This window comes from Pseudomonas sp. NPDC087804, assembly GCF_044742965.1.
Taxonomy (GTDB): domain Bacteria; phylum Pseudomonadota; class Gammaproteobacteria; order Pseudomonadales; family Pseudomonadaceae; genus Aquipseudomonas; species Aquipseudomonas rustica.
In genome coordinates, this window is record NZ_JBIUVN010000022.1 from 41694 (window position 1) to 58234 (window position 16541).

At 59.2% G+C, this 16541-nt stretch carries 19 protein-coding genes; 3 read left to right on the top strand and 16 right to left on the bottom strand.

What is annotated here, in order from left to right:
• Window positions 1–221: 221 nt before the first annotated feature.
• The 9 genes from ACIOMO_RS21655 to ubiE form a co-directional block, all read right to left on the bottom strand.
• Window positions 222–929 (bottom strand): 16S rRNA (uracil(1498)-N(3))-methyltransferase, encoded by a 708-nt coding sequence (locus tag ACIOMO_RS21655; protein WP_401243503.1) that lies wholly within the window; start codon window positions 927–929, stop codon window positions 222–224.
• Window positions 926–1717, bottom strand: coding sequence for a twin-arginine translocase subunit TatC (gene tatC, locus ACIOMO_RS21660; protein WP_008080622.1), 792 nt, complete (start codon window positions 1715–1717; stop codon window positions 926–928). Before tatC ends, ACIOMO_RS21655 begins: the two co-directional genes overlap by 4 nt.
• Window positions 1714–2184: a Sec-independent protein translocase protein TatB gene (gene tatB / locus ACIOMO_RS21665; RefSeq protein ID WP_401243505.1), complete on the bottom strand. Its 471-nt coding sequence runs from the start codon at window positions 2182–2184 to the stop codon at window positions 1714–1716. The genes tatC and tatB overlap by 4 nt, the downstream gene beginning before the upstream one ends.
• Window positions 2185–2194: 10 nt before the next feature.
• Window positions 2195–2476: a twin-arginine translocase TatA/TatE family subunit gene (locus ACIOMO_RS21670; protein ID WP_003220847.1), complete on the bottom strand. Its 282-nt coding sequence runs from the start codon at window positions 2474–2476 to the stop codon at window positions 2195–2197.
• A 25-nt stretch (window positions 2477–2501) separates the two neighbouring features.
• Window positions 2502–2834: a phosphoribosyl-ATP diphosphatase gene (locus ACIOMO_RS21675; protein WP_007909355.1), complete on the bottom strand. Its 333-nt coding sequence runs from the start codon at window positions 2832–2834 to the stop codon at window positions 2502–2504.
• On the bottom strand, window positions 2827–3228 hold the full coding sequence (gene hisI / locus ACIOMO_RS21680) for a phosphoribosyl-AMP cyclohydrolase (protein ID WP_064117075.1): 402 nt from the start codon (window positions 3226–3228) through the stop codon (window positions 2827–2829). The genes ACIOMO_RS21675 and hisI overlap by 8 nt, the downstream gene beginning before the upstream one ends.
• Before the next feature lie 121 nt (window positions 3229–3349).
• Window positions 3350–4954 (bottom strand): ubiquinone biosynthesis regulatory protein kinase UbiB, encoded by a 1605-nt coding sequence (gene ubiB, locus ACIOMO_RS21685; protein ID WP_401243508.1) that lies wholly within the window; start codon window positions 4952–4954, stop codon window positions 3350–3352.
• Complete coding sequence (locus ACIOMO_RS21690) at window positions 4951–5574, bottom strand: SCP2 domain-containing protein (protein WP_053116632.1); 624 nt, start codon at window positions 5572–5574, stop codon at window positions 4951–4953. Before ACIOMO_RS21690 ends, ubiB begins: the two co-directional genes overlap by 4 nt.
• The gene (gene ubiE, locus ACIOMO_RS21695; RefSeq protein WP_008080626.1) at window positions 5574–6344 is read right to left on the bottom strand and encodes a bifunctional demethylmenaquinone methyltransferase/2-methoxy-6-polyprenyl-1,4-benzoquinol methylase UbiE; all 771 of its coding nucleotides are present in this window, start codon (window positions 6342–6344) and stop codon (window positions 5574–5576) included. Before ubiE ends, ACIOMO_RS21690 begins: the two co-directional genes overlap by 1 nt.
• Before the next feature lie 166 nt (window positions 6345–6510).
• Between ubiE and ACIOMO_RS21700 the strand changes: the two genes are divergently transcribed.
• The 3 genes from ACIOMO_RS21700 (at window position 6511) to ACIOMO_RS21710 (ending at window position 8378) form a co-directional block, all read left to right on the top strand.
• Entirely contained in the window at window positions 6511–6786 is a 276-nt protein-coding gene (locus ACIOMO_RS21700; RefSeq protein WP_038360037.1) for a polyhydroxyalkanoic acid system family protein, read from the top strand.
• Between the two features lie 205 nt (window positions 6787–6991).
• The gene (locus ACIOMO_RS21705) at window positions 6992–7414 is read left to right on the top strand and encodes a phasin family protein (RefSeq protein ID WP_008080629.1); all 423 of its coding nucleotides are present in this window, start codon (window positions 6992–6994) and stop codon (window positions 7412–7414) included.
• A 10-nt stretch (window positions 7415–7424) separates the two neighbouring features.
• The gene (locus tag ACIOMO_RS21710; RefSeq protein WP_401243511.1) at window positions 7425–8378 is read left to right on the top strand and encodes a phasin family protein; all 954 of its coding nucleotides are present in this window, start codon (window positions 7425–7427) and stop codon (window positions 8376–8378) included.
• 146 nt (window positions 8379–8524) lie between these two features.
• On the opposite strand, the gene ACIOMO_RS21715 is transcribed toward ACIOMO_RS21710, so the two are convergent.
• From ACIOMO_RS21715 to hslV, 7 genes are all read right to left on the bottom strand, one after another.
• Window positions 8525–9145: a TetR/AcrR family transcriptional regulator gene (locus ACIOMO_RS21715; RefSeq protein ID WP_401243513.1), complete on the bottom strand. Its 621-nt coding sequence runs from the start codon at window positions 9143–9145 to the stop codon at window positions 8525–8527.
• 30 nt (window positions 9146–9175) lie between these two features.
• Window positions 9176–10858 (bottom strand): class II poly(R)-hydroxyalkanoic acid synthase, encoded by a 1683-nt coding sequence (gene phaC / locus ACIOMO_RS21720; RefSeq protein ID WP_401243515.1) that lies wholly within the window; start codon window positions 10856–10858, stop codon window positions 9176–9178.
• A gap of 138 nt (window positions 10859–10996) precedes the next feature.
• On the bottom strand, window positions 10997–11851 hold the full coding sequence (gene phaZ, locus ACIOMO_RS21725) for a poly(3-hydroxyalkanoate) depolymerase (protein WP_007909378.1): 855 nt from the start codon (window positions 11849–11851) through the stop codon (window positions 10997–10999).
• 143 nt (window positions 11852–11994) lie between these two features.
• Window positions 11995–13674, bottom strand: coding sequence for a class II poly(R)-hydroxyalkanoic acid synthase (phaC, locus tag ACIOMO_RS21730; RefSeq protein WP_159811616.1), 1680 nt, complete (start codon window positions 13672–13674; stop codon window positions 11995–11997).
• A 258-nt stretch (window positions 13675–13932) separates the two neighbouring features.
• Entirely contained in the window at window positions 13933–14310 is a 378-nt protein-coding gene (locus ACIOMO_RS21735; protein WP_053116638.1) for a gamma-butyrobetaine hydroxylase-like domain-containing protein, read from the bottom strand.
• Between the two features lie 125 nt (window positions 14311–14435).
• The gene (gene hslU / locus ACIOMO_RS21740; RefSeq protein ID WP_053116639.1) at window positions 14436–15773 is read right to left on the bottom strand and encodes an HslU--HslV peptidase ATPase subunit; all 1338 of its coding nucleotides are present in this window, start codon (window positions 15771–15773) and stop codon (window positions 14436–14438) included.
• Window positions 15774–15827: 54 nt separating this feature from the next.
• Window positions 15828–16358: an ATP-dependent protease subunit HslV gene (gene hslV, locus ACIOMO_RS21745; RefSeq protein ID WP_016984593.1), complete on the bottom strand. Its 531-nt coding sequence runs from the start codon at window positions 16356–16358 to the stop codon at window positions 15828–15830.
• Between the last annotated feature and the right edge of the window lie 183 nt (window positions 16359–16541).

Below are 16541 nucleotides of genomic sequence, written 5' to 3' on the forward strand. Positions count from 1 at the left end.
CGGGTGATGGCAATCTGTAACACCATTTGTCCGGGAAGGCCCTGTGCTCTGGATCTGCTGACCTGCCGATAGCCGACCTGCTGATCCGCTGATCCGCTGATCCCGCTGATCTGTAGGAGCTGTCGAGTGAAACGAGGCTGCGATCTTTTGATCTTGCTTCTAAAAAACAACATCAAAAGATCGCAGCCTTCGGCAGCTCCTACAGGGGATCGGTGTTGGGTTTAAAAGAGGCGGGCGAGGAGGGCGGTGACGGCGGTTTCTACGCGCAGGATGCGCTCGCCGAGTTGCACCGGTTGCAGGCCGGACTTGGCCAGCAGGTCGATCTCGTAGGGAATCCAGCCGCCTTCAGGGCCGATGGCGAGGGTGACTGGCTCGCTGAGGGCGCGCGGGCACGGCGGATAGTTGCCGGGATGACCGACCAGACCGAGCGTACCTTCGGTAATCGCAGGCAGGCGATCTTCAACGAACGGCTTGAAGCGTTTCTCGATGACGATCTCCGGCAATACCGTATCGCGCGCTTGTTCGAGGCCGAGGATCAGTTGTTCACGGATAGCCGCCGGCTCAAGAAACGGCGTCTGCCAGAAGCTCTTCTCGACCCTATAGCTGTTGACCAGAATCACCTTCGCCACGCCCATGGTCGCCACGGTCTGAAACACCCGGCGGAGCATTTTCGGACGCGGCAGCGCCAGCACGAGGGTCAGCGGCAATTTCGCCGGTGGCGGCTGATCGAGGGTAACGCGCAACTCAGCTTCATCCGCTTCAAGCCGCAACAATTCAGCCGAGCCCATCAACCCGTCAATGCGCCCGACGCGCAGGTTGTCACCGACTTCCGAACGGTGAACTTCCTGCATGTGCGTAAGGCGTCGATCACGCAGCACCACACGGTCGGCCGCAATGAAATCGGCTTCTTCGAGCAACAGCAGGTTCATGCCTGGGTCGCTGGCGGCTGGTCGTTGTGGTCGTCGGCCGGGGTTTCTTCCGGGCGTTCGCGCTTGCTGATCAAACCACCGAACAGAATGCCGATTTCAAACAGCATCCACATCGGCACGGCCAGCAGGGTCTGCGAGAAGATGTCCGGCGGTGTCAGGATCATGCCGACCACGAAGCAGCCGATGATCACGTACGGGCGGATTTTCTTCAGGTATTTGACGTCGACCACGCCGATCCACACCAGCAGCACCACGGCCACTGGAATCTCGAACGCCACGCCGAAGGCGAAGAACAGCGTCATGACGAAATCGAGGTAACTGGCGATGTCGGTCATCATTTCCACGCCGGCCGGGGTGGCGGCAGCGAAGAACTTGAAGATCAGCGGGAACACGAAGTAATAGGCAAACGCCATGCCGGTGTAGAACAGCAGGATGCTGGAGACCAGCAGCGGCACCGCGATGCGCTTCTCGTGCTTGTACAGGCCCGGCGCGATAAAGCCCCAGATCTGATGCAGGATCACCGGGATCGCGAGGAACAGCGAGACCATCATCGTCAGCTTCAGCGGCGTCAGGAACGGCGACGACACGTCGGTGGCGATCATCGTCGCGCCGACTGGCAGGTACTGGCGCAGCGGCGTCGAGACGAAGGTGTAGATCTGCTGGGTGAAGGCGAACAGCCCGGCGAAGATGATGAAGATCGCCGCCACACAACGCAGCAGGCGGGTGCGCAACTCGGTGAGGTGCGAAACCAGCGGCATGTGCTGGTCGTTTTCGGGGAGATCGCTCATGGGGCTCGCGGCGGCAGAGTAGGGTCGTGAGGCGCTGGTGTGATCGGCGCGGCGGTTGGGGATACATGTTCAACCGAGGTTTCTGCAGGCGCGGGCAGCGGTTCTGTCGGCGCTACGACGGCAGCAGGTGCAGGTGTCGGAGCAGATGCAGCAGCAGCGGATGCCGTCGGCGCATGAATCGTCTGCTGACCCACATGCTCAACCGACGTCGGCTCTTGCTGAACCGGGTTGAAAATCTTCCGCGCCTCTTGCTCCAGCGACAGAATATGCTCGTTGTGCAGTTGTCGACGGATCTCGTCGGCACCGATTTCACGTTCAACTTCCTGTTTGATCGCGTTGAAGCTGCGCTTCAGCCGTCCGACCCACAGGCCAGCGGTGCGCGCAGCGCCCGGCAGACGCTCGGGGCCCAACACCAGCAGGGCGACGAGGCCGACGAGCAGCAGTTCAGAGAAGCTGATACCAAACATTAGTCAGTGCTCACACGTCTTTGCGGATCGGCTCTTCGACTTTCTGCGCCTGCACGTCGATGGTGTGCGGCGGGTTGGCCTGAGCGGTGGCTTGCGGCTGCACCGGTGGCACCGGCTGTGCAGGCGTCACGGTTGGATCAGCGGCAGGTTTTTCGTCGTCGTTCATGGCTTTGCGGAAGCCCTTGATCGACTCGCCAACGTCAGTGCCGAGGTTTTTCAGTTTCTTGGTGCCGAACACCAACACCACGACTACCAGAATGACGATCCAGTGTTTCCAGTCAAAAATGCCCATGTTGCTGTTCCTCTCAAAAAATTGTTCAGGCGGACGGACGCGAGGCTTTCTCGACGTGTCCGGACAGACCGAAGCGACGATCCAGTTCATCGAGCACAGCCTGCGGATGCTGCCCCAGTTGGGCGAGCATGACCATGCTGTGGAACCACAGGTCGGCGGTCTCGTAGATCACATCGCTGCAGTCGCCGCTGATGGCGGCGTCTTTGGCGGCAATAATGGTTTCGACCGACTCTTCGCCGACTTTCTCCAGAATTTTGTTCAAACCCTTGTGATACAGACTAGCTACATATGAGCTGTCGGCAGCTGCGCCTTTGCGCTCTTCGAGCACTTCGGCCAGGCGGGTCAGGGTGTCACTCATGTTTGTGTCCTGCGGAATAGATGGCGTGCGGGTCTTTGAGAACCGGATCGACGGTTTTCCAGTCGCCGTTTTCGAAGACGCGATAAAAGCAGCTTTGACGGCCGGTATGGCAAGCGATGTCGCCGATCTGTTCAACCATCAGGATGATCACGTCGGCGTCACAGTCCAGACGCATTTCATGCAGGGTCTGCACATGACCGGACTCTTCGCCCTTGCGCCACAGCTTGCCACGGGAGCGTGACCAGTAGATGGCACGGTTTTCCGCAGCGGTCAGTTCGAGCGCTTCGCGGTTCATCCAGGCCATCATCAATACACGTCCGGTCTTGTGATCCTGGGCAATCGCCGGCACCAGGCCATCAGCGTCCCATTTGATCTCGTCCAGCCAGTTGTTCATCTTCAATTCCTGACAGAAGCAGCTTCGAGTTGCGAGCTTCACGCTGCAAGTAAAAGCAGTTGCGGTGTGCTTGTAGCTTCAAGCTTGCAGCTCGCAGCTTATAACTTGCAGCTGATTCGTGCTATCGGCGAACGACCAGATACAAGCCGACTGCCACCATGATTCCCGCCGGCCAATGCCCCAATTCGTTTAGCGGGCCACCGATGGCGAGAATCACCCCGCCGGCCAGATGTGCGCAACCGAGCAGGCGCAGGAACCAGTCGTCCTTGCGTTTATGCCACGGCGGCGGCGGGTCGTAGGCGTGCGGCTGGGACATGCGTTCGAGCAGATCGCGGGCCATATTCGCCAGATGCGGCAACTGTTCAAACTGGCTCTGCACGTTGCCGAGCAAGGCTTTCGGGCTGACGCGCTCGCGCATCCAACGCTCCAGGAACGGCTGCGCGGTGTTCCACAGATCCAGATCCGGATACAGCTGACGGCCGAGACCTTCGATGTTCAGCAGGGTCTTTTGCAATAGAACGAGCTGCGGCTGCACTTCCATGTTGAAGCGCCGCGCGGTCTGGAACAGGCGCATCAGCACCTGGCCAAATGAAATATCTTTTAACGGTTTTTCGAAGATCGGTTCGCACACGGTACGGATTGCCGCTTCGAATTCGTTGAGTTTGGTCTCCGCCGGCACCCAGCCCGAATCGATGTGCAATTGCGCCACACGCCGGTAGTCACGCTTGAAGAAGGCGAACAGGTTGCGCGCCAGATAATCCTGGTCTTCCGGGGTCAGGCTGCCGACGATGCCGCAGTCGATCGCGATGTACTGCGGGCTCCACGGATTGACGGTGCTGACAAAAATGTTGCCCGGGTGCATGTCGGCGTGGAAGAAACTGTCGCGGAATACTTGGGTGAAGAAGATCTCCACGCCGCGTTCGGCGAGCATTTTCATGTCGGTGCGCTGATCGGCGAGGGTCGCCAGATCGGTCACCTGAATGCCGTAGATACGCTCCATCACCAGCACTTTCGGCCGGCACCAGTCCCAATAGACTTGCGGCACATACAACAGCGGCGAACCTTCGAAGTTGCGCTTCAACTGGCTGGCGTTGGCCGCCTCGCGCAGCAGATCGAGTTCGTCATAAATGGTTTTTTCGTAGTCCTGCACCACGTCGACCGGGTGCAGCAGACGCGCGTCGGCCGAGAGCTTTTCAGCGGCGCGGGCGAGGATGAACAGCCACGCCAGATCCTGCGCAATGATCGGTCTCAGGCCCGGGCGGATCACTTTAACCACCACTTCTTCGCCGGTTTTCAACTGCGCGGCATGCACCTGCGCCACCGAGGCCGAGGCCAGCGGTTCGACGTCGAAACGGCTGAACACGTCGCTGATCTTCTTGCCGAGCTGTTCTTCGATCAACTTGATCGACAGCTGCGAATCGAACGGCGGCACGCGATCCTGCAAGCGCATCAGTTCATCGGCGATGTCTTCCGGCAGCAGGTCGCGGCGGGTCGAGAGAATCTGCCCGAACTTGATGAAAATCGGCCCGAGATCCTGCAACGCCAGACGTAAACGCGCGCCCCGGCTCAGATCCAGCGGCTTGCGCGGGAACCAGCGCCACGGCAGCACATAGCGCAGCGCCAGGAGTAACCAGGGCAGCGGCAGATCGAACAGCAGGTCATCGAGACGGTAGCGGATCACGACGCGCTGGATGCGCAACAGACGGCGGACGGCAAGCAGCTTCATGCGTTATCGCTTGGGTCGAGGGATCGGGAAAGGCGCTCGAAACGCGCCTCGAGACGTTCCAGATCAAGTTTGATCCGGTCCAGTTCACTGAACCGCGCTTCGGCTTCACGCTGCCCGACGAGGGTGCGCGATTCTTCAGCGAGGTATTCGGCGAGGTTCTGGTTGAGGCTGGCAAATCCTTGTTGATACCAGCGCGCGCGGCTGCGCAAGTGACCGCCAATCAGTTGCGTGGCGACCGGGCCGAGCCAGCGCGAGAGTTCGTACTCCCAGTCCAGCTCAAGGTCTTGCAGCACGCCGGCCAGCTCCAGCAGCACGCCGCTGTCGCCATCGAGCTCGACTTCCGGGGCGTGCAGCACCGCGGTTTTGTCTTTGCTCACGGCCAGTTTGATCAGGCTCGAAGCCGGCGCACGCAGGGTGCAGTCGACACCGGTTTCCCAGTGCGAGGCCAGCATCAGGCCTTCGTCGCTCGGCAAAATGAACAGTTGCAGCGCCGGGGTGCGGCAGTCGACGGCAATCACTTTACCGGTCAAATGCGCCAGCCGCGGCAGCGCCGTGCTGTCGAGACGCAGCACCCGGTTGAGGCCGAGTTCAACGCTGGCGAGCAGCCCGGTGAGTAACATCAGGGCTTGATGCCACGGTGCAGGGCGACGATGCCTGCAGTCATGTTGTGATAGGTCACGCGGTCGAAACCGGCGTCGACCATCATCGACTTCAACGTTTCCTGATTCGGGTGCATGCGGATCGATTCGGCCAGGTAACGATAGCTTTCCGAGTCGTTGGTGATCAGCTTGCCCATCAGCGGCATGAAGGCGAACGAGTAGGCATCGTAGGCTTTCGACATCAGCGCGTTGGTCGGCTTGGAGAATTCCAGCACCAGCAAACGACCGCCGGGCTTGAGCACACGCAGCATCGAACGCAGCGCGTCTTCTTTGTGCGTCACGTTGCGCAGGCCGAAGGCGATGGTCACGCAGTCGAAATGGTTGTCCGGGAACGGCAGCTTTTCCGCGTCCGCCTGAACGAATTCGACGTTGCCGGCGACACCCAGATCCAGCAAGCGGTCACGACCGACCTTGAGCATGGATTCGTTGATGTCAGCCAAAACGACCTGACCGGTCGGGCCGACCAGATGCGAGAATTTTTTGGTCAGGTCGCCAGTACCGCCGGCGATGTCCAGCACGCGGTTACCGCTGCGCACGCCCGACAGTTCGATCGCGAAACGCTTCCACAAACGGTGCATGCCGCCCGACAGAAGGTCGTTCATCAGGTCGTACTTGGCGGCTACCGAGTGGAAAACCTCAGCGACTTTTTCCGCTTTCTGGCTTTCCGGAACGTTTTTGAAGCCGAAGTGAGTGGTGGGTTCGGCATCGCTGCCTTTGCGCTGATCAGTCATATCGCTGTCACCAAAAGAGAATGCGCGACATTCTAATCCCCAAGCCATGCTTTGTCTTGGAATGGCTAAAGGTAAGATGGGCAACCTTCGGGACGATTTGCCGCAGCGGCGGTCAAGATTTACCGACACATCTTTTTCGCCCCATTCAAAAAGCAGGAGTCAATCAATGGCCAAAATCACTGTTGAGCGTGCCCACAACCTGGGTAAGGAAGCCGCCCGCGAGAAGGCCGACAAGCTGGCGCAAAAACTCTCCGATCAATATGGCCTGGAGCCGCAATGGTCGGGCGACACCCTGAACCTCAAACGCTCAGGCGTGAAAGGCGCGGTGCATGTGGCGGACGATTCGATCAAGGTCGACGTTGAGCTGGGCCTGATGATGTCGGCCATGAGCGGCATGATCAAAGCCGAAATCGAAAAAGCCCTCGACAAAGCCCTGGTCTGAAAATCAAAAGATCGCAGCCTTCGGCAGCTCCTACAGGGGAATGTGTACCCCTGTAGGAGCTGCCGAAGGCTGCGATCTTTTCGTTCAGGCAACACCGATTTATGTCAGTTGTTAGGGTGCCGTTTCTAATTTTTCTACCTACTTTGTGCCTGAGCCCGACACTTTCGCGGGCAGTTCCTCAAACCTTCTGCGCGTGAGGTGCACCATGGCCAAAGTAATTTTGAAGAAAAAAATCGACGCTTCGACAACCGCTCTGAGCGACGTTAAATCCTATGCCCGCAAGATCTGGCTGGCAGGCCTGGGTGCCTACGCCAAGGTCGGCCAAGAGGGCAGCGACTACTTTCAAGAGTTGATCAAAGCTGGTCAAACTGTTGAAAAGAAAGGCAAAAAAGCCGTCACCGAAAAGCTCGAAGCGGCCAACGCCGAGATCGATGAAGCCAAGGGTGAAGTGAGTTCTTTCAAAGGTCGCGTCGAAGTTCAGCTCGACAAGGTCGAGAAGGCGTTCGACTCCCGTGTAGCAAGCGCCTTGAATCGTATCGGCATTCCGTCTAAACATGACGTTGAGACACTCTCTGCTAAGCTCGATGAGCTGACGGCATTGCTCGAACGCGTCGCGCGTAAATCTTAAGGAGAACGGGATGGCTGGTAAAAAGAACACCGATAAAGAAGGCAGCTCGTGGATCGGGAAAGTCGAAGACTACTCCCGCAAAATCTGGCTGGCTGGTTTAGGCGTGTACTCGAAGATCGACACTGACGGCAGCAAGCTCTTCGATACATTGGTCAAAGACGGCGAGAAAGCCGAGAAGCTCACCAAGTCTGCAGTCGGCAAAAAAGTCGATGCCGCCAAGGATTCCGCTTCGTCGGCCAAGTCGCGCATCAGCGGCGTGAAAGATCGCGCACTGGGCAAGTGGGACGAGCTGGAAGGGGCTTTCGACAAGCGCCTGAACAGCGCGATTTCGCGCCTGGGCGTACCGAGCCGCAATGAAGTCAAAGCGCTCAACAGCAAGGTCGACACACTGACCAAGCAGATCGAAAAACTCACCGGTCTGAAAGCTCAGCCTGTGGCGGCAAAAACGGCTGCGGCAAAACCTGCTGCTAAAACGGCAGCGGCCAAACCTGCTGCTAAAACCGCGGCCAAGCCACTGGTAAAAGCCGCGGCTAAACCTGCAGCAAAAGCAGCGGCCAAGCCGGCAGCGAAAGCTAAGGCCGCCGCTAAACCGGCTGCAAAAACTGCCGCCGCCAAGCCTGCCGCTAAAGCAGCTGCCAAACCGGTTGCCGCTAAGGCCGCTGCGAAACCAGCCGCTAAACCTGCGACAAAAGCAGCAGCCAAACCGGCCGCCAAGCCAGCAGCGAAAACCGCTGCCGCTAAACCGGCTGCCAAGCCTGCGGCCAAACCGGCAGCAGCGAAAAAAACCGCAGTGAAAAAACCGGCCGCGCCGAAAGCCGCAGCGCCGAAGCCAGCAGCACCTGCTGCAGCCAAACCTGCCACCCCGGCAGCTCCGGTAAGCGCGTCGAACTCCGCCGCCGCACCGACTCCAGTGGCAACCCCGACTGCTGCATCGACCCCGTCGACGCCAACCAGTCAGTCCTGATTTTTCAGGGCAAAACAAAACGCCCGGCCTGTGAAGGTCGGGCGTTTTTTGTTTGAAGATCAAAAGATCGCAGCCTTCGGCAGCTCCTACAGAGGTACACATTCCCCTGTAGGAGCTGCCGAAGGCTGCGATCTTTTGATTCCGGGTTACTCGTGGTCTTCAAGGTATTGCAGGGCCATGCGTTCGGTGGCGACCTTCACCGGCGGCAGCAGGTGCGGTGCCACCAACATCATGATCTGATACACGACCAACCGCACCTCACCCTCACGATCCAGAATCCGCTGATAATCGAGCGAAAACAGCAACGTCATGGTGATCTGCTCCACCAACTGCCCCAACGCCTGGGTATCGCTGACTAACTGCTCCGCCGCCTTCAACCGCGCGAGCAACGACGCCAGCGTACGCTTCAGCGCGTTGAGCAGATGACGAATCCCCTTGGCCAGTTTCGGCAACCGGCCGGCCAGGTTCGACAAATCCTGAAACAGGAACCGATACTGCGCCAACCGCTCCACAATCAAATGCAAAAACAGCCAGTAATCCTCCGGTGCCAGTTCCACATCCGACGGCGGATCAAGCAGCGGCGCCAGTTCATTCTGGAAGCGTTCGAACAGCCCGAGAATCAGCGGTTCCTTGCCGTGGAAGTGGTAGTAGAGGTTGCCCGGGCTGATGCCCATTTCGTTGGCAACTTCCATGGTGGAGACGTTCGGCTCGCCCTTTTCGTTGAACAGTTGCAAAGCACATTCGAGAATCCGGTCGCGGGTTTTCATCCAGTCTTCTTAGAAAAGTTCGGTTAAGCGTCAGCGCACGCGCACGTAGGTACCGGGCGCTGCCTCCATCGGTGGATAGTTCGGGTTGCCGAGGGTGAACGAGGTTTCGTGCTGCGCGCCGGAGCGTTGCTGTATCCACTCCAGCCATTGCGGCCACCAGCTGCCGTCGACGTGTTTGGCGTCGTAGTACCAGGCGCGCGGGTCGCTGCTCATCTTGGCGTTCTCGACGTACGCGGCTTTCGGGTTGCTCGGCGGGTTGAGAATGCTCTGCACATGGCCGCTGTTGGACAGCACAAAGCGTCGCTCACCACCGAGCAGCAAGGTCGAGCGATACACCGCATCCCACGGCGTGATGTGGTCGTTCATGCCGGCGACGCTGAAGCTGTCGACGGTGACTTTCTGCAGGTCGATCGGCGTGCCGCACACCTCAAGTCCACCCGGGTGGGTCAACGGGTTGTGTTTGAAGAAGTCCAGCAAGTCACCGTGAAACGCGGCGGGCAGGCGCGTGTTGTCGTTGTTCCAGTAGAGAATGTCGAAGGCCGGCGGCTCTTTGCCCAACAGGTAGTTGTTGACGAAGTAGCTCCAGATCAAATCGTTGGGCCGCATCCACGCGAAGACTTTGGCCATGTCGCGACCGTCTAGCACGCCTTTCTGATACGAGCGACGCTTGGCCGCTTCGAGGGTTTGTTCATCGGCAAACAGCGTGGCCGAGGTTTCGATTTCACTGTCGAGCAGGCTGACCAGATAGGTTGCGCTGGAGACCCGGCGCAGCTGCCGCTTGGCCTGCAAATGTCCTTGCAGGGCGGCGATGGTCAGCCCGCCAGCGCAAGCGCCCATCAGGTTGACCTCGCGGGCGCCGGTGATCGCCCGGCAGATGTTCATCGCTTCTTCCACGGCTTCGACGTAGGTCGACAGGCCCCACTCGCGGTGGCGCACATCAGGGTTGCGCCAACTGATCATGAACGTCTGCAAACCGTTTTTCAGCGCGTACTGGACGAAACTGTTCTGCGGGCTGAGGTCGAAAATGTAGTACTTGTTAATCTGCGGCGGCACCACCAATAGCGGCTTGGCGTACTGCTTTTCGCTCATCGGTTTGTACTGGATCAGCTCAAGCATCTCGTTGCGAAACACCACCGAGCCGGTAGTGGTCGCGACGGTTTTGCCGACTTCAAAAGCTTGCTTGGTCACTTGCCGTGGCAAGCCGTCGTTGTGCAATAAGTCATCGAACAAATGACTGAGACCGCGCACCAGACTGTGGCCGCCGGAGTTGAACAGCTCTTTGACCGCCAGCGGATTGAGCAAGGTGTTCGATGGCGCCACGGCGTCGTTGAGCAGGGTGAAGGCGAAGTGCGCGCGGGCGCGGTCTTCCGGGTTCATGTCGCTTTCGTCGATCCAGCTTTTGACCTGTTTCTGCCAGGCCAGATACGCCTGCAGGCTACGGCGGTAAAACGGGTTGAGGCTCCACGCCGGGTCAGCGAAACGGCTGTCGTTCGGATTGGTCGGGTGCAGGGTTTCACCGAGCAGGACGCGGCCCAACTGGCCGCCGAGCTTCAAGGCGTGTTTCGCGCTGTGCACCGGGTTACGCAAACCGTGGGCGGCCACGCTGCGCAGGGTCGAGAGCAAGTCGCGACCGCGCAATCCGGTGATCGCACTCTGTGCGTTAATGAACACGGCGGGACTGGGCACCACGCCCGTCGCTGGTTTGTCGCGCATGACTCAACACTCCTTCGTCTTCAGGCCAAAAACACACTCACCGAACCAGAACACCATAGACGCTGTTACGGGTTGCTGCTTGCGTGGCGTCCTGCCACGAATTGCGGGTAAAGCCCTGCATAAAGCCTGCCGCTGACCTTAGCCGCCGAGCGGTGTCGGGTGCGGGTGCATCACGGCGCGCTGACGCTCCTCCTGGAGGAATTTCATGATGATCGGCGCCACGGCTTCAGCGCGGGTGATCAGGAACAGATGGCCGTCATCGATGATGTGCAACTGCGCGTTGGGAATGCGCCAGGCGAGCATGCGCATGTTGATCAGCGGGATCAGCGGATCGTCGTCGCCGGCCAGCACCAGCGTCGGCTGATGGATCTTGTGCAACCAGTGAATGCTCGTCCAGCCGAGGCCGGCGAACAGTTGCCAGTAATAACCGAGCTTGCCCGCCGAACGCACTTTCGCTGCGTGGCTGGCGGCCAGGGTCGGGTCGCGACGGAACGAGCCGCCATAGATCAGCGGTGCGATGCGAATCACGTGCGAGGGCTGAATGTAGCGCCGTGGGCTGGCCATCATCCACAACACTTTCGGTTTGCCCGGCACCATCACCGCACCGGCAGCTGTCGCCGCCAGCACCAGTTTCTTGCAGCGCTCGGGGTAGTCGTAGGCGAATTGCTGCGCGAGCGCACCGCCCCACGACACGCCGATGACGTTGACCTGCCCGTAGTCGAGGTAATCGAGCATCCGCGCTGTCAGCTTGGCCAGACCGGGAAAACGGTACGGCCGATTAGGCGTCGAGGAGCCGCCGACACCGGGGACGTCGAAGGCGATCACTTCCAGATCCGGATCCAGCGCCGCGACAAACGGAAACACCAGCTCCAGGTTGGCGCCGATGCCGTTGAAAATCAGCAAGGGCGTCAAGTGAGGCTTGCCGGGGCGTACCGCCGTGCGGAGGGTCTGGCCATCCAGATCGACGGTACGGAATATGAACGGTTGCGGCATGCGTCAGGCCCTGTGGATTTAAATTCACCACCCCCCATGTAGGAGCTGCCGAAGGCTGCGATCTTTTGATCTTTGTTTTTTAAAAATCAAAAAACAAAAGATCGCAGCCTTCGGCAGCTCCTACAGGGGAGGGGTGGTGTCAGTTACCGCTCGTGTACGTATGTGCCCGGCGAAGCTTCGCCCGCCGGATGTGCCTTGTTGCCCAGTTTCAGCGGGGCCTTTTTCAGGTTGCCCGAGCGCTCGGCCTGCCAGGCCTGCCAGTGCAGCCACCAGGAATCGGTGTGCTTGGTCGAGTTCTCTTGCCAGTCATCGGCATTCGCGGCCATTTCTTCGCCGGTCATGTAGCGCGATTTCGGGTTACCCGGCGGGTTCAGAATGCTCTGGATATGCCCGCTGCTCGACAACACGAACTCCACCTTGCCACCGAACAACTGCGCCGACTTGTAGCAAGACTTCCACGGTGTGATGTGGTCGTTGGTGCCGGCCAGCGAGAAGATATCGGCGGTGACCTGCTTGAGGTCGATCGGCGTACCGCACACTTCCAGTGCATTCGGGCGGATCAGTGGGTTGTTTTTGAACATCTCGATCAGGTCGCCGTGGAACGCCGCCGGCAACCGGGTGGTGTCGTTGTTCCAGAACAGGATGTCGAACACCGGCGGCTCGTTGCCGAGCAGGTAGTTGTTGACCCAGTAGTTCCAGATCAGATCGTTCGGGCGCATCCACGCAAAGACCTTGGCCATGTCTTTACCTTCGAGCACGCCGGCCTGATACGAATGACGCTTGGCGGTCTCCAGGGTCTGCTCGTCGACAAACAGGGCGACGTCGCTGTCCAGCGTCGTGTCGAGCACGCTCACCAGTAGCGTAAGGGAGTTGACCTTCTTCTCGCCGATCGCCGCGTAGTGGCCGAGCAGGGCGGTGCAGGTGATCCCGCCGGAGCAGGCGCCGAGCATGTTGATGTCTTTGCTGCCGGTGATCGCGGTGACCACGTCGACCGCTTCTTTCAGTGCATCGATGTACGTCGACAGGCCCCACTCGCGCTGCGCCTTGGTCGGGTTGCGCCAGCTGACGATAAACGTCTGCACGTTATTGCGCAGGCAGAACCGCGCCAGACTCTTGTCCGGGCTGAGGTCGAAAACGTAGAACTTGTTGATCTGTGGCGGCACCACCAGCAATGGACGCTCGTGGACTTGCTCGGTGATCGGCTTGTACTGGATCAGCTCCAGTACGTCGTTGCGAAACACCACCGCGCCTTCGGTGACGCCGAGGCTCTTGCCGACCTCGAATGCGCCCATGTTGACCTGGCTCGGCATGCCGCCGTTGTGTACCAGATCCTTGGCCAGATGCGAGAGGCCGTCGAGCAGGCTCTTGCCACCGGTTTCGAAGAAACGTTTGACCGCTGCGGGGTTGGCCGCCGAGTTGGTCGGGGCCATGGCTTCGGTCATCAGGTTGATGACGAAGTGGCCGCGCGCGATGTCTTTGGGTGAGAGGTTGCTGTCATCAATCCAGGAGTGGAGTTCCTTGCGCCACGCCAGGTAGGTTTGCAGATAACGTTTGTAGAGCGGGTTCTGGCTCCACGCAGGATCGGCGAAGCGACGGTCATCGCCGGCCGGTTGCAGTTCGGATTTGCCGAACAACACGTTCTTCAGCTCAAGGCCGAAATGGGTGACGTGCTTGACGCTATGGATCGGTTGTTTGATGGCCTGTTTCAGCACCATACGAGCAGAGGCGAGCAGATCCTTTCCACGTAGCCCAACGACAGGATTAAGCCCCAAGGTGTTTTCCGAGGCTTGGTACTTCAAGTCATCGTTATTCTTGTTACTCATCTACGACGCTCCATTGTCCTGAGACGAGTACCCGGTTTTCTGCTGTGCAGTTCCACAGCCAATGCCAGGTACTACTGCTCGGGTGACCGTTAATTCTGCATAGCTGTTTTACAGTCGTAGTGCACTGCAGGGAACTTGCCAGCTCCATTGGTTACCCGAGTTTAATTTTTTTCGCAAGCGGGCCGATCCTCGGCCTCACAGCGGAGCATTCAAACAGATGAAGTTAGAAAATGCCCTCTAAAGAGCGCGAGGCTCGGACTAGAGCATCAGCTTGACGATCGACTCGTCGGGATCGCGGGTTTTTCCGGCAGCTTTGAGCTCGGCGAGATAATCGGCCCAGAGTGCGTCAAATCGTCGCCCCAGCTCGTAGAGGTATTCCCAGGTGAACAGACCACTGTCGTGACCGTCGTCGAAGGTCAGTTTCAGTGCGTACTGACCGGCCGGTTCTACTTTGCTCAGACCGACGTGAATCTTGCCGAATTGCAAAATCGGATTGCCGTGGCCTTGAACCTCGGCGGAGGGAGAATGCACGCGCAGAAATTCGGCGGGCAGGGTGTATTCCTCGCCGGACGCGTATTTGAGCGTCAGGGTTTTCGAGGCTTTGTGCAGTTTGATGTCGGTAGGGATAGTAGTCATTGCAGGTCATCCGACTAGGGGAGCACCCTGTAGGAGCTGCCGAAGGCTGCGATCTTTTGATCTTGTCTGTTAAAAATCAAAATCAAAAGATCGCAGCCTGCGGCAGCTCCTACAGGGAAGGTGACCTACAGGATATAACGGGACAGGTCTTCGTTCTCCGCCAATTCGCCGAGGTGGCTGTTGACGTATTCGGCGTCGATCAGAATCGGCTTCTCATCGTGGGTGCTGGCCATATCGCCGGCGCTGAACGACACCTCTTCGAGCAGACGCTCAAGCAGGGTGTGCAGGCGACGGGCACCGATGTTCTCGGTTTTCTCGTTGACCTGCCAGGCGATCTCGGCGATGCGCTTGATGCCTTCCGGCTGGAACTGGATGTTCAGGCCTTCGGTTTTCAGCAGCGCGCAGTATTGCTCGGTGAGCGAAGCGTGAGGTTCGCTGAGGATGCGTTCGAAGTCCGACGGGCTCAGCGCTTTCAGTTCAACGCGGATCGGCAGACGACCTTGCAGCTCAGGCACCAGATCGCTCGGCTTGCTCAGGTGGAACGCACCGGACGCGATGAACAGGATGTGGTCGGTTTTGACCATGCCCAGTTTGGTGTTGACGGTGCAGCCTTCGATCAGCGGCAGCAAGTCGCGCTGTACGCCTTCACGGGAGACATCGGCGCCGCCGACATTGCCACGCTTGGCGACTTTGTCGATTTCGTCGATGAACACGATGCCGTGTTGTTCAACCGCTTCCAGCGCTTTGGCTTTCAGCTCTTCCTCGTTGACCAGACGCCCGGCTTCTTCGTCACGCACCAGCTTCAGCGCTTCTTTGACCTTGAGCTTGCGCGACTTCTTCTTGCCCTTGCCCATGTTGGCGAACAACGACTGCAACTGGTTGGTCATTTCTTCCATGCCCGGTGGCGCGGAGATATCGACGCCGGCCACTTCGGCGACTTCGATTTCGATCTCCTTGTCATCCAGCTGACCTTCGCGCAGGCGCTTGCGGAACAGCTGACGGGTGTTGGAATCGGAACTTGGCGCTTCTTCATTGCTGAAGCCCATGCGTGCCGGCGGCAGCAGCGCGTCGAGGATACGATCCTCGGCAGCGTCTTCGGCGCGGTGGCGAACGCGGGTCATTTCCTGCTCGCGGAGCAACTTGAGCGCCGCGTCGGCCAGATCACGGATGATCGATTCGACGTCACGGCCGACGTAGCCGACTTCGGTGAACTTGGTCGCTTCGACTTTGATGAACGGCGCGTTGGCGAGTTTCGCCAGACGACGGGCGATCTCGGTTTTACCGACACCGGTCGGGCCGATCATCAGGATGTTCTTCGGGGTCACTTCAACGCGCAGCTCTTCAGGCAGCTGCATGCGGCGCCAGCGGTTGCGCAGGGCAATCGCGACGGCGCGCTTGGCATCGTCCTGGCCGATGATGTGGCGGTTGAGTTCGTGGACGATTTCGCGGGGAGTCATGGACATAGTAGTTGACGGTCCTCAAGCAAAAACAAGCCGTGGCACAGGGCCGCGTCAGGCTTATTCAGCGAGATCCTGCTCCTCAATGGTCTGAGTGTGGTTGGTGAATACACAGATGTCGCCGGCGATACCGAGGGCGGTTTCGACGATTTCGCGAGCCGACAGGTCGGTCTTTTTCAGCAGGGCGCTGGCCGCAGCCTGCGCGTAGCCGCCGCCGGAACCCATGGCGATCAGGCCGTCTTCGGGTTCGACCACGTCACCGTTGCCGGTGATGATCAGGGAAGCGTCTTTGTTGGCAACCGCGAGCATCGCTTCGAGGCGGCTCAGGGAGCGGTCGGTGCGCCATTCTTTGGCGAGTTCGACCGCGGCGCGCACCAGGTGGCCCTGATGTTTTTCAAGCTGGCCTTCGAAACGTTCGAAGAGGGTAAAGGCGTCGGCGGTGGCACCGGCAAAACCGGCGATGACCTGGCCGTGGTACAGGCGACGAACTTTTTTCGCGTTGCCTTTCATCACGGTATTGCCGAGAGAAACCTGGCCGTCGCCGCCCATGACGACTTTGCCGTGACGGCGGACTGAAACGATGGTGGTCAAGGGAAGAGTCTCCACACAGCGGGGCGAAAGTGCCTTATGCCCATTCATATGGGGGTGCTGGAGAGGATTTCAACCTTAGTGCCGGAGAAGGGACGAGCGGTGACCAACTGTAGGAGCTGCCGAAGACTGCGATCTTTTGATCCTGATCTGAAAGCAAAATCAAAAGATCGCAGCCTGCGGCAG